Origin of the sequence: Paenibacillus arenilitoris (assembly GCF_014705655.1) — a bacterium.
Lineage (GTDB): Bacteria > Bacillota > Bacilli > Paenibacillales > Paenibacillaceae > Pristimantibacillus > Pristimantibacillus arenilitoris.
In genome coordinates, this window is record NZ_JACXIY010000013.1 from 176,938 (window position 1) to 189,650 (window position 12,713).

The 12,713-nt window shown below is 52.9% G+C and carries 14 protein-coding genes; 12 read left to right on the plus strand and 2 right to left on the minus strand.

Going from position 1 to position 12,713, the window contains the following annotated elements; all coding sequences use genetic code 11:
* The first annotated feature begins 159 nt into the window (after positions 1-159).
* The 11 genes from IDH41_RS10820 (at position 160) to IDH41_RS10870 (ending at position 9,943) form a co-directional block, all read left to right on the plus strand.
* Complete coding sequence (locus IDH41_RS10820; protein WP_317890724.1) at positions 160-1,281, plus strand: phosphotransferase family protein; 1,122 nt, start codon at positions 160-162, stop codon at positions 1,279-1,281.
* A gap of 24 nt (positions 1,282-1,305) precedes the next feature.
* A complete protein-coding gene (locus tag IDH41_RS10825) occupies positions 1,306-1,722 on the plus strand; it encodes an NUDIX hydrolase (protein WP_190860875.1) in 417 nt (138 codons plus the stop codon).
* A gap of 45 nt (positions 1,723-1,767) precedes the next feature.
* A complete protein-coding gene (locus tag IDH41_RS10830; protein ID WP_317890725.1) occupies positions 1,768-2,157 on the plus strand; it encodes a hypothetical protein in 390 nt (129 codons plus the stop codon).
* Between the two features lie 95 nt (positions 2,158-2,252).
* Entirely contained in the window at positions 2,253-2,852 is a 600-nt protein-coding gene (locus tag IDH41_RS10835) for a histidine phosphatase family protein (RefSeq protein WP_190860877.1), read from the plus strand.
* Between the two features lie 465 nt (positions 2,853-3,317).
* Positions 3,318-3,965 carry a GntR family transcriptional regulator gene (locus IDH41_RS10840; protein ID WP_190860879.1) on the plus strand — a complete coding sequence of 216 codons (648 nt, stop codon included), beginning with the start codon at positions 3,318-3,320 and terminating at the stop codon, positions 3,963-3,965.
* A gap of 182 nt (positions 3,966-4,147) precedes the next feature.
* Entirely contained in the window at positions 4,148-5,149 is a 1,002-nt protein-coding gene (locus IDH41_RS10845; RefSeq protein WP_190860881.1) for a metallophosphoesterase family protein, read from the plus strand.
* Positions 5,146-5,970, plus strand: a complete 825-nt coding sequence (locus tag IDH41_RS10850) for a metallophosphoesterase family protein (RefSeq protein ID WP_190860884.1) — start codon at positions 5,146-5,148, stop codon at positions 5,968-5,970. The genes IDH41_RS10845 and IDH41_RS10850 overlap by 4 nt, the downstream gene beginning before the upstream one ends.
* 74 nt (positions 5,971-6,044) lie before the next feature.
* On the plus strand, positions 6,045-7,391 hold the full coding sequence (locus IDH41_RS10855) for an ABC transporter substrate-binding protein (RefSeq protein ID WP_190860886.1): 1,347 nt from the start codon (positions 6,045-6,047) through the stop codon (positions 7,389-7,391).
* Positions 7,388-8,356, plus strand: coding sequence for a carbohydrate ABC transporter permease (locus tag IDH41_RS10860; RefSeq protein ID WP_190860887.1), 969 nt, complete (start codon positions 7,388-7,390; stop codon positions 8,354-8,356). The genes IDH41_RS10855 and IDH41_RS10860 overlap by 4 nt, the downstream gene beginning before the upstream one ends.
* A gap of 13 nt (positions 8,357-8,369) precedes the next feature.
* Positions 8,370-9,203: a carbohydrate ABC transporter permease gene (locus tag IDH41_RS10865; protein WP_190860888.1), complete on the plus strand. Its 834-nt coding sequence runs from the start codon at positions 8,370-8,372 to the stop codon at positions 9,201-9,203.
* Complete coding sequence (locus tag IDH41_RS10870; RefSeq protein WP_190860889.1) at positions 9,203-9,943, plus strand: tyrosine-protein phosphatase; 741 nt, start codon at positions 9,203-9,205, stop codon at positions 9,941-9,943. The genes IDH41_RS10865 and IDH41_RS10870 overlap by 1 nt, the downstream gene beginning before the upstream one ends.
* 104 nt (positions 9,944-10,047) lie before the next feature.
* Here IDH41_RS10870 and IDH41_RS10875 read toward each other — a convergent pair whose 3' ends face one another.
* Both IDH41_RS10875 and IDH41_RS10880 read right to left on the minus strand, forming a co-directional pair.
* A complete protein-coding gene (locus IDH41_RS10875; protein WP_190860890.1) occupies positions 10,048-10,476 on the minus strand; it encodes an organic hydroperoxide resistance protein in 429 nt (142 codons plus the stop codon).
* Between the two features lie 47 nt (positions 10,477-10,523).
* Positions 10,524-11,111: a TetR/AcrR family transcriptional regulator gene (locus IDH41_RS10880; protein WP_190860891.1), complete on the minus strand. Its 588-nt coding sequence runs from the start codon at positions 11,109-11,111 to the stop codon at positions 10,524-10,526.
* Positions 11,112-11,276: 165 nt separating this feature from the next.
* Here IDH41_RS10880 and IDH41_RS10885 point away from each other — a divergent pair, with 165 nt between their 5' ends.
* Positions 11,277-12,704, plus strand: a complete 1,428-nt coding sequence (locus IDH41_RS10885) for a spore germination protein (protein ID WP_190860892.1) — start codon at positions 11,277-11,279, stop codon at positions 12,702-12,704.
* The last annotated feature ends 9 nt before the right edge of the window (positions 12,705-12,713 follow it).

Below are 12,713 nucleotides of genomic sequence, written 5' to 3' on the forward strand. Positions count from 1 at the left end.
CTGCGTTGCATTTTTTGTTTAGTCTCGTCTGCGGCATCGCGTTGCTCGGCCGAGAGAGGCACCGAACGAAGCAGAGGAAGGGGAAAGCGATGCGGAAGACGAATTACTGTCTAAGGCATCGACTGCCTGATCTATCCTTTGAGGAGGACCAAAAAACAAGTGGGACATACAGATGAATTAGCGATTTCGGAAAGAATCGACAAGGCTCGGCTGCAAGAGCTGGCTAACCAAATGCTTCGGATCGAAAATGGCTGCCTAACGGATTGGCGCTGCGACCCGATCGGATCGCCTAACGGCAATTTCGTAACCGGCGGAGTCTACCGGATATCGGGAAATACGGAGGTCGGCAACGGAGCGGTCCTCTCCTGGACCCTCATCCTCAAAGTCGTCATAGCCGATCCGAAGCGGGACGACCCGGTTCATTATAACTACTGGCGGCGAGAAGTGATGGCTTACCAGTCGGGAGCGCTACGCCGTCTGCCGGCTCAATTTATTGTACCGGAATGTTATGCCGTCGACGAGAAGGACGACGGGTTAGTATGGCTGTGGCTGGAGGATATGAAGCATGAGCCTAGAGCGTGGGAGCGGAACGATTATGCATACGCGGCGGAAAAGCTCGGGGAGTTCCAAGCGGCCTACTTGCACGGCCAGCCATTGCCCGAATGGCCATGGGTGAATCGAGGGTGGATGCGCTCCTGGATAAACGAATGCAAGAACTATCGGACGATGCCCCGCACAGAGGACTGGACGGCAGCAAGCGAGAGAGTGTACGCCCTCCTGGATCCGTTCCGTGAACTGGAGGGATCGATCGTTGACTGGCTTGCGGCACTGGACCGTCTGCCCAAGACGTTCGCGCATCAAGATTACTATGAGCTCAATATTTTATGGCATGCCGATCGATGCCAAGAAAGAAGAATTGCCTTAATTGACTGGCAGTTCGCCAGCATATCCGGAATAGGAGAGGATCTGGGCCGATTTCTGGGGTTATCCGTCAGCGTGGGACAAGTGCCTATCGATCAATTTGGGGAGTACAGGGAGTTATTGCTGTCATCGTATTTAAAAGGTATGAGAGATGCGGGATGGCGGGGCGACGAGACGCTTCCGCGTTTCGGTTATCTGGCCGCTTTTGCCCTGCGGTCCGTGTGGGAAGTACCGAAGCTGCTGCAAAAACTGGCACAAGACGAGCATTCGTCCGAGAGTCTGCGGCTGCTGCAAATAGCGGAGTACCAGCTGGAAGCCGGGATAGAGGCGGAGCGATTGCGAAAGAGATTGGGACTATGACCGAAATCGGGAGGTTGAAATCGATTGAACAAATGGCTTGGGGCAGCGGGTATATGCATGAATTCGGATAGACAATTGCTGATGGTCTTGCAAGGTAAGCCGGAAGAGGAAAAACGGTGGTCGGTGCCCTCCGGAGGCAAAGAAAAGGAAGAAGCGTTAGAGGATTGCTGCATCAGGGAAGTTTTTGAAGAGACGGGTTACCGGGTTAAGGTGATTCATCAAATCAAGGAAAAGAAAGGGGGATATGGCGCCTTGGCGTACGAAGTAACATATTTCGAGGTTGAGCTAATAGAGGGTGAACCAACGATACAGGATCCGGATGGACTCATCTATGAAATTGCTTGGAAATCGGCGGAGCAAATTAAAGAACTTCAACTCTCATTCCCTGAGGATCGAGAATTTTTACTAGGTTATATGGAGCGAAAGTCGCGATCGATGTAATTCATTTCATGTTACTGGGTATATTATCCAGTGAGGTGAATTTTAGTGAAGCTAAGTTATGTACTTTTAGCCATTAGCTTTTTTATAGGACAAACTCAAAATCATGAAGATAATCAGGCTCAGCTTTTGCGAGTATATACCGATTTACCCGAGGAATCTGGGTGGTGGGTGGTTCCAAAAGGCGTAACCAAGATGACCATCCATGCGGAAGCCCAAAATACAGAAACCGTCCTCTTCTGGTTAATCCCGACGGGGACGGAGACTTGGAGTGAAAGAAAACTCATCGGTTATGACAAGGATGGGCATGATGGATGGTCATTAACATGGGAGTTCGGCCATGAGAGACTTCATGACCACATTCATGTTCAGGCGTTGGGGAGCGATAGCTATACGCAATCTAATTCGACGATTAATGTAACTACAAAGGAACCCTAGCCTAACCTGCAGCAGAAGTATTATAATGTAATTAGATGAATTTTAAATTAGATGTTCATCTAATTTCATTTAATAAATCAGCAGGAGGCTAGTGAATGAGTACGACTTTCTTTCTTGTCAGACATGCGATAAAAGAAAAGGCGATCGGCGATGTCTCGATTACGCCCGAGGGTATTTTGCAAGCACAATCGACAGCACGGCGTTTCAGCAGCTTACCGATAACGGCGATCGTCGCGAGTCCGCTCCGAAGGGCGAAGGAAACCGCCGAATATATTGCAATTGCAACAAATTCCGCCCATTCGGAGGATAGTCGTTTGCGGGAACGGGCGAACTGGGGGGATCTGCCGGAACAAACCTTTGACGAATTCGTCGCGATGTGGGAGAGATCGACTCGCGATCCGGACTATGTGCCGCCGGTAGGCGATTCCGCGAAGCAGGCCGGTGCCCGCTTATCCTCTTTATTGAAGGAATTGGCAAAGACATATCCGCCTGAAAGCAACCTCATACTGGTGACTCATGGGGGACTCATAACCGATTTTTTGGTTCACGCCTTTTCAGAGGACCGGCTAAATCGATGGCACCCTGATTTTGTGGCGGCTCAAAGCAATCTGGTTTCGGAGTGCTCGATAACAAAACTCATTTACGAAAAAGGAAATTATAAATTGGATGTCTTTGCATCCGTAGAACATTTGTAGGCATGCGTACAGTCAAATGGTTAATCACCTACGTAGTATAAGAGGCATGTAAAAGTATGAATTCCTCCCGCTAGGAGTGATGTTATGGCTCAGATGGGAAATAAAGGACCCGTGAGACAACCGCCGTTGTCCCCTCCTCCCGCATTCATCCCGCCGAAACCCGCTGTTTCTTATATCGTGGACTGCGTTTACCAGTTTACCTATGTTTGGCTCAGGTCTGGCGAGAACTTCTGGTTTTATCCGACTTCTATCGATATGGACGGTGTTGCAGGATATAGATGGAGCGGATCATACTGGTACTTCTACGGTATCGACCCGCGATTCATCGATGCCGTAGCGTGTCCGCCGATTCCTACCCCTTTCTGACGCGCGGGCCAGCGATTTCATTTACAATATCTTAACTTTCTATCTCACGACCGATTTGTTAGGATAATGTCCAAAATGAAAAACAAAGGATAGGGTAGCATGCGAGCGACTTCATTGGAATCGGAAGCTTACATTAAAATCAAGGAACGGATCGTGCGCGCGGACGTAATGCCCGGCATGCTTCTGTCCGAGAACGAGCTGGCAGGCGAGCTTGGCATGAGTCGAACGCCGATCCGAGCAGCGATTGCGATGCTGGAGAAGGAAGGGCATGTCGAGAGCTTCAAAGGCCGCGGGGTGCTCGTGAAGGAAATTTCGTTCCGCGAGTTTTGCCAAATGCTCGAGGTGCTCGTGTCGATGCAGGTGTTCGTCCTGGAGATCGCAAAGAAAAGAGAGCTGACATTCGATCTGGAGGCGCTTGGCCTCTACTTGAAGCAGCAAGACGTCTCCCGCGAGGAGGGCGACTTTCTTGGCTACTATAACAATTCGCTGAAGTGCATCGAGACGATACTTAGCGCTATGGGCAATGACTATATGCTTCAGGTGCTCGAATCCTACCGCGGCAAGTTCATCTGCAAGATGGTCACCTTCCGCAAGCAGTTTCCGCAATTGAAGCCGCAATGGGCCAATGTCATGAACGCCAAAATCTATCAGGCGCTGCTTCGCAACGACTATGACGGAGCGAAGGCGGCCATCGAGGAAAACTACAGCTTTACGACGCAGCAGCTTATGCTGAGCGGCGTCATTTAACGAAGCGACGAACGGAATAGCGGTGATGAGGATGCCTTCCCAGGCATCCTTTTTTTGTCTTCTAAGCCGGCTTAGTCATTTACAGATCCTTTAGAACGCGATAACAATCCACTTACATACAACCTGCATACTTACGTCAGATGGAGAATTAACCATTTCTAGATCCGAGAGGAGAGAACGCAGTGACAATCGTTCAAGCAAGTCGCAGTGCAGGCGAAATATGGTATGACGACGCAAGGTTCCTAACGGACAAGCGTCCATGGTTCGGTCAATTGCCGGAGCTGGCCACGGGGGATTTCTCTTTCGCGGTGTTGGGCGACCGTTGCGGCATGGCGACGGCGGGCGTATTCGAGAAAGCGCTCGAGGTCGTAAAGGATTTGAAGCCGGATTTCGTTGTATCGGTCGGCGATCTGATCGAGGGCTATTGGAGAGACGCTAACGACGCGATCGCGGAATGGGAAGATATCGATGCGAAGATCGGGGCAACGGGGCTGCCGTTCTTCCACGTCGTCGGCAATCACGATTACGGCAATAACGTCATGCTGAACGTATGGCGGGAGCGCAAAGGCTTCGAGTATTACGCATTCCGGGCGGGAGACGCGCTGTTCCTCGTGCTGAACACGGAAGATCCGCCGTCCGAGCTGTCCGACGAGTTTATCGATATGATCAAAAAAGCGACCTACAACGTCCAGAACGATCCGGAGAATTCGGATGCCCATATGCAGGCTTTCTACGATGACATCGTAAGCCGCATGTCGCCTGAGCAGCTCAAGGAGCTGGGGCGCATCGACCTTGCTTTCGGCGATGAGCAAATGGCGTTCGCGGAGCGTGTTCTAGAGGAGAACCGCGACGCGAAGTGGACCTTCATCAGCATGCACAAGCCGGGATGGAAGTCGGAAGACAAGCGTTACGCCAAGCTGATCGAGCTGCTGGACGGCCGCCCGCATACCATTTTTGCCGGACATCTGCACGCGATGGAATATTCCGTATCGGGCAGCGGCGAGCGCATTCAGCTCGGAAGAACCGGCGGCCATGCGCATGGCAACGGACCGGAGAGCGACAATTTGTTTTTGTGGGTCAACGTACGGAACGGCAAGCCCTCGTACCGGGTGATTCATTTGAACGGCATCCAAGAAATCGGCAGCTACGAACCGAAAGCCCATGCCGAGGAGGCCAAGTCATGAGACAACCGATTATGTTCGCCCATCTTACCGATACCCACATTAACGTTCCCGATAAAAATCCGCTATTTGAAATCGATGCAACGAAGAAGCTGCGGGATATGTTCGCGGAGCTGGGCAAGCTCAGCCAAAAGCCGGCATTCGTCGTCATTAGCGGCGATCTGACGCAGGATGGCGATGTCGACGACTACCGTCATCTGCGCGAGGTGCTGGACGAGGAGAAAGCGAAGCTCGGCGTACCGGTATATGTCGCGCTCGGCAATCACGACTCGCGCCCGTTCTTCCGCGAAGGCTATTTGCGGGAGCAGCCGTCGGAAGAATCGTACTACTACAGTTTTATGGAAGACGGTCTTCGTATCGTCGTGCTGAATACGCAAGTTCCGGGCACGCATGGCGGCCGCTTGGACGAAGAGCAATTGGCTTGGCTTCGCGACGTGCTTGCCGCGCCGGCCCCGAACGGCACGATTATCGTCCATCACCATCCCGTCGTTCCGACGATGACGCCGTTGATGGACAGCCATCTGCTGGACAACCCGCAAGACTTGGCCGCGGCGATTGAAGGAAGCGACGTGATCGGCTTGCTGTCGGGCCATATTCATTGCAACAATATCGGACTATTCCAAGGCGTCATTAGCGCGGCGGCTACCGGCGTCGCGTTCGGAATCGAGCCTACGGGCAACGACAGCATGAAGTTCGTGGACAACAGCGGATATAACCTCGTGCTGGTGAAGAATGGACAAATGATCGTTCACCCGATGGCGATGGCGGGCGATCAAAGCATCGTATTCGAGTGGAAGATGGATGCGGCTCACGCTCATGCGTGAGCGGATCGACAGGTTTCGAAAGCAACGATAAACATAAATAGCCCTCACGGGCCAATAAGGAGAGGGAGTTAACCATGGCTTACAAAAAAACGGCGGCTGCGGCACTCGTATCGTTATCTCTGCTGGCATCCGCTTGCGGCAACGCGGGGACAGGCTCGAATGCGGAGGACGCGAACGCGAACAAGGCTGCTGCCGGCAACAAAGCGAGTACGGTATCGAATGAGCAGGTTACGTTGAAGTTCTACAGCTATAATCTGGCCATTGCCAGCCAAATTCCCGGCACGGAGAAGCTGATCAAGGAATTCGAAGAGGCGAATCCGAACATTAAGATCGATGCGATTCCGGTTCCCTCGACGGATATTAACGCCAAGGTACAGGCGGATATCGTTGCGGGCTCGGCACCGGACGTCGCGCAGCTGACGTTCGACGGCCTCGACTTTGCCGTCAACAACTTCAACGCCAAGCCGCTCGAAGATATCGTGCCGGCCGATGAATTGCAAAGCAACTTCGAAGGCTTCTCGCCGAACGGCATGAAGCTGGGACAATTGAACGGCAAAACGTACGGCCTGCCGTTCACGTTCAGCACGCCGGTTCTGTTCTACAATGCCAAGCTGTTCGAAGAAGCGGGCCTCGATCCGGCCGCTCCGCCGGCGACGTGGGAGCAGGTGAAGGAATACGGCTTGAAGATCGCGGAGAAGACGGGCGAGACAGGCACTCATGTAGGCGGCGCGACGGGCGGTGATTGGATTATCCAGGCGATCATCGGCAGCAACGGCGGTCAAGCGCTGTCCGACGACCGCAAGACGATCAAGTTCGGCGAGCCCGAGGCGGTCGAAGCCGTTCAAATGTGGCAGGATTTGATCAAGAGCGGCGCGAACAGCAAGCTGAACGACGGCGAAGCGATCGAAGCGTTCAGCCAAGGCAAGGTCGGCATGCTGCTGTTCACAAGCGCGCTCCAAAGCTCGTTCGTAACGGCTTCGGAAGCCGGAGGCTGGGAGCTGAAGACGGCGAAAATGCCGGCATTCGGCGACAAGCCGACGACGCCGGTCAACTCCGGCAGCGCCTTATTCATTCTGACGGACGACAAAGCGAAGCAGCAAGCGGCTTGGGAGTTCTTGAAGTTCGCAACGAGCGAGCGCGGGTACACGATCATTACGTCGGAAATCGGGTATTTGCCGCTTCGTCCGGCCATCGTGGACGACCCGAACTACTTGAAGGGCTGGGTAGAAGCGAACCCGCTCGTGAAGCCGAATCTGGAGCAGCTCGACGCTCTGCAGCCATGGGTATCGTATCCGGGCGCGAATTGGAAACAGATCGAGACGATCTTGAATGATTCCGTATCGAAGGCGATCGTGAGCGATGGCGATGTGGTCTCCATTATGCAGGATGCGCAAACTCGCGCGCAAGCGCTGATCCAATGAGCTATGAAGCGGTAGGCGTGACTCGCCGTCACGCATCGGGCGCCAAGCCGCAGAGCAAGGAACGCAAGCCGTTCCTGCTGCGGCTTGCCCGCATCAAGCCGTATATCTATCTGCTGCCGGCCCTCGTGTCGATCGGGTTCTGGATATACAAGCCGCTGCTGCAGACGTTCAATCTAAGCGTCTATCAATGGAACTTGCTTCCTACATCGCCGAAGCAATACGTTGGTATGAAAAATTTCACCAATCTATTGGGCTTGCCGGAGATGGGTATCGCGTTATGGAACACGCTGATCTACACGCTTGGCGTGATTCCGTTCTCGCTTATTATTCCGCTGATCATCGCGATCGCCACCGATAATATCGGACGAAAAGCGAGCAATGTATATCGCGCGCTTATTTTCTTGCCCATGATTATGGCGCCGGTCGCGGTATCGTCCGTATGGCGGTGGATCATGCATCCGACGAACGGTATTTTGAACAAGGCGTTAACGGATTGGTTCCATCTGTCCGAGCCGATTCGATTCTTCACGGACGAGCATTGGGCCATCTGGTCGATCACGTTTATTACGGGCTGGAAGCTCATCGGCTTCAGTACGCTTATTTTCTCGGCGGCCATGACGGGCATCAATAAGGAATATATCGAGGCGGCCAAAATCGATCGGGCCAACCGGCTCCAAATCATCTGGCATATTCTATTGCCGCTGCTGTCGCCAACGATCTTATTCATGGCGATGATGAGCACGCTGTTCGCATCGGAATGGAGCTTCTCGTACATTAACGTTCTTACGCAAGGCGGGCCCTTCAACACGACGACGAACATTTACTACTTGCTATGGACGTACGGCTTCCAATCGTTCAATATCGGAGCAAGCTCGGCTGCGGCGGTCGTATTTTTCCTCGGCTTCGGCTTGCTGGCCTGGCTGTTCATGAAATTGACGAAGAAGCTATCGTTCTTCGATAACTAAAGGGGGGACGACGATGGAGAAGGTTGGACGCAATGCCGGATTTTACACGGCCGCTACGATTAAGCATGCCGCGTTGATCGCGCTCGCGCTGGTGGCGGTATTTCCGATCTATTGGATGATCGTCACCTCCTTGAAGCCGGAGAGCGAAGTGTTCACCTCGAGCTTCATTCCGCTTCATCTGACATTCGAAAATTATGCGAATGCCTGGAATGCCATACCGATGGGCCGCATGCTGGGTAATTCCATGGTTGTTGCCGTGATCCAGACCGTCATGCAGCTTCTTACGAGCATTTTGGCCGCCTATGCGTTCACGCGCTGGGAATTTCGGGGAAGCAGCCTGATCTACGGCTTGATCGCACTCACCTGGCTTGTTCCGTTCCAAGTCATTATGATTCCGAACTATGTCGCCATCAGCGACTTTGGCTGGCGGGATCATTTGGCCGGGCTTATCGTCCCGAACATCGCCTCGGCTTTTGCGGTGCTGCAGCTGTACAATGCATTCAAATCGTATCCGAAAACATTGATCGAAGCCGCAAGATTGGACGGCGCCTCGGACTGGGGCGTATTATGGCGCACGATCATGCCGAATTTGAAGTCTTCGATCGCTTCCATCGGCATTTTGCTATTCATCACCTCCTGGAACGATTACTTCTGGCCGCTTCTCGTGACGACGAAGCTGGAGAACACGACCGTGCAGAAGGGGCTGCAAATGTTCATCTCTTCCGACGGCAACATGTGGGGGGCGCTCATGGCGGCCACGACGATCGCAAGCTTGCCCGTGCTCCTAATCTACTTATTGCTGCAACGACAAATTATCGATTCTTTCGTAAAAGGCGGGCTGAAATAATGACAACCTCAATAGACGGCAACAAGCGACTGCTCCGGTTGGAGGGAGCTTATAACGTAAGGGATATCGGCGGCTACGAGGCGGCTGAAGGCCGCACGGTTCAATGGGGCCGTTTCCTGCGCGCGGACGGCCTTCATCGGCTGACGAGCGACGATCAGGATAAAATTGTCGGTATGGGCATCCGCACCGTCATCGATCTTCGGCATGCCAGGGAGCTGGAACAGAAGCGCAACGTGTTCAACGGCTCGGAGCGGGCCAATTACTACAATATTAGCTTGATAAACCCGGCTGCCTCAAGCAATGCCGCGATTCGCAGCTTGGGCGACTTGTACGTGAATATGCTGGATGAATGCGGACCGCTGCTTAAGGAAGTGTTCGGACGGATGGCGGAAGCCGAGGGCGACTGCGTGCTGTTCCATTGCACGGCAGGCAAAGACCGGACGGGGGTCGTGGCCGCCCTGCTGCTTGATCTTGCCGGCGTTGAACGCTCGGTCATCATTGCCGATTATGCGGAGACGGAAGCCAATCTGTCGCCGATCATGGATGAACTGCGCAAGGATCGTCCCGAGCAGATTCCGGCCGATATGTACGAGCTCTTCCTTGGCAGCGCGCCAAGCAACATGGCGCTGATGCTTGATCATCTGCACGACGCCTTCGGCGGAGCGGAAAGCTATTTGGCAAGGATCGGACTTGGCGAGAAGCAAATAGCCGGCTTGAAGCGAATGCTTCTGCAGCCGTAAACAGAATCAACGAAAAGCATTCAACCGATTTTTTAATGTTTAAAAAGAAGAGCGCCTCAATGAGCGCTCTTCTTTTCGAGTTCCATATCCGTCGTCGACGCCGATTAACCGACGACGTTCGTGACGACTTCGATATTGCCGCGGGTTGCTTTGGCATATGGGCACACCTTGTGGGCTTCCTCTACGATTTCGTTTGCAACGCCGGCTTCTACGCCTTTCAACGTGATGTCCATTTGGATGGCAAGCAGGAAGCCGTCGTTCGCATCCTTGCCAAGCGTAACGCTGGAATCAATTGAGATTCCTTCCGCTTTAATATTCCTTTTCCGAAGAATGGTACCCATCGCGCCTTCGAAGCATGCGGCAAATCCTGCGGCGAACAGCTGCTCCGGATTGGCTCCGTTTCCGTTGCCCCCGAGTTCCTTCGGGTATCTGAGGTCCAGGTTCAGGACGCCATCGCTGGATACGGCTTTCCCATCCCTTCCGCCTTGAACGTTTACGGTAGCCGTGTACAATTTCTTTTCCATTTTCGTCATGTGGGGAACTCTCCTTTTAGGTTTGGATTTGTTGTCATGCGCTCGTTTTATTGCAAAACCGACATATTCATGTCAATGATTTGTCGAAACTTTTCACTGCCCGTTGTAGTCTTCACCATGACGCGAAGTCCTATTAATGCGTTGTTGAAAAAATGGGACAGCCCTTCCGCGTCCAGCTCCCTCGGAATTTCTCCCGATCGTTGGCCTTCCGCAATGAGGTTGCGTATGAACCGCTCGATCGTGGTCCAGCCCATCTGAACCAAATCCCGGGACACGGCATCCTGCTTGGCTAACTCGACCGCGGTATTGACCATGAAGCAGCCGGCAGGATATTCCTCGTTTCGGTTGACCGCCATTTCAAGCATCAATCGGACGGCTTCCTTGGCGGAGCCGGTATCGGCCAAGCGGCGCTTAACCGGCTCGCTAACCGCTTGCTCGAACATATCGATATAGCGTTTCAATGCCTTGACGTACAAGGATTGTTTATCGCCAAAGGTATCATACAGGCTCCCTTTATGAATACCCATATGGGTAACCAGCTCCTGCATGGAGGTTTTCTCGTAGCCTTGCTCCCAGAACAACAGCATCGCTTTCAGCAAAACGTCATCTTCATCGAATTCTTTTGTCCTGGCCATCTTGTGTCCTCCCTCCTTTCAACATCAATTTACTATATTAAGAACGATCGGTCAAGAATTATTTTTGAACGATCGTTCTTTAATGAGCGGTGCCCTTGCAACGCGCATAAATTGGCCAACATTTCTTATAATAAGGCTCAATAATCATTTTGAAGGAGTTTTCCCATGTTACTTAAGGAAGGTACGCAGCGGATCAGCCTTCAACTGGAACGGAATGAATCGGTCTTACGCCAAACGTTCAGCCATTGTTCGGATATTGTTTTTCGTCATCTTGATTGGACGGATGGCACGAAGGCGCTCGTTGTCTATGCGGACGGATTGACAAACACGAATGAGCTGGAAAAAATGGTCATCAAGCCTTTGCTTGAACGCAATCCCGCATCCGATCAACCTCTGCAGGAGGTTTTGAAACGGCAGCTCGTTCCGGTAGCGGATTCGAAACAGGTCGAATGGCTGGAGGATGCCGTTCAAAGCATTCTATACGGAAATCCCGCCGTTTTCTCGGATCAGGAAGCAAGCGCGCTAATCGTCGGCCTCTCGGACTTTCCGTCGCGATCCATCGAGGAGCCGGTCATCGAGGCTTCCATTCGAGGTCCGCGGGAAGGGTTTACCGAAGTGCTGCGGACCAACACCAGTATGCTGCGCCGCAAAATAAACAGTCATCTTTTAAAATTGGATTCGATCGAACTCGGCAAGCTGACCCGAACCCGAGTCGTGCTCGCTTATCTGGAAGGACATGTGGACGCCGACGTTCTTCGGTTGGTCAGAGAGCGAATGGGACGCATCGATTCCAAAGCGATTATCGATTCCAATTTTATCGAAGAACAAATAGAAGACAAGCCATTCTCTTTATTCCCTCAAGTGCAAAATACCGAACGTCCCGATACGGTCGCCGCCAGCTTGCTGGAGGGCAAGGTGGCCATATTGGTCGACGGTTCGCCCAATGCGCTAATCGTTCCGATGACCTTTTGGTCCGGATTTCAGGCCGCGGAAGACCACTACGAACGATTTTTGTATGTTTCGGCGGTTCGGTTTATCCGGATTCTTTTATTCGCGATGTCTCTCCTTCTTCCGTCCTTTTACGTAGCGCTGACCACGTTTCACCCGCAAATGATACCGGCCAATTTATTGATCAGCATTGCCGCATCCCGGGAAGGGATCCCGTTTCCGACCGTAATCGAAATGCTTATTTTGGAGCTTATGTTCGAGGGACTGCGGGAGGCCGGACTGCGAATGCCGCGCGCCGTGGGATCGGCCGTCAGCATCGTCGGCGCGCTTGTCATCGGAGAAGCGGCCGTCCAAGCGGGATTTATATCCGCCCCCATCGTCATTATCGTAGCGAGCACGGGTATCGCTTCCTTTGCGGTTCCGAGATACAGCCTAAGCCTGCCATTCCGCATGCTCCGCTTTCCTCTGCTCGGGCTATCGGGATCGTTGGGCTTCTACGGGATTGCGATCGGTACGATCTTCATATTGGGGCATCTCTGCATGCTGGAATCATTCGGCGTTCCTTACCTGTCCCCCGCCTCGACAATCGGGGACAAAGGAATGGGCGATACGTTTTACCGCAAACCGAAGCCCAATCGATCTTAGGATGATAAG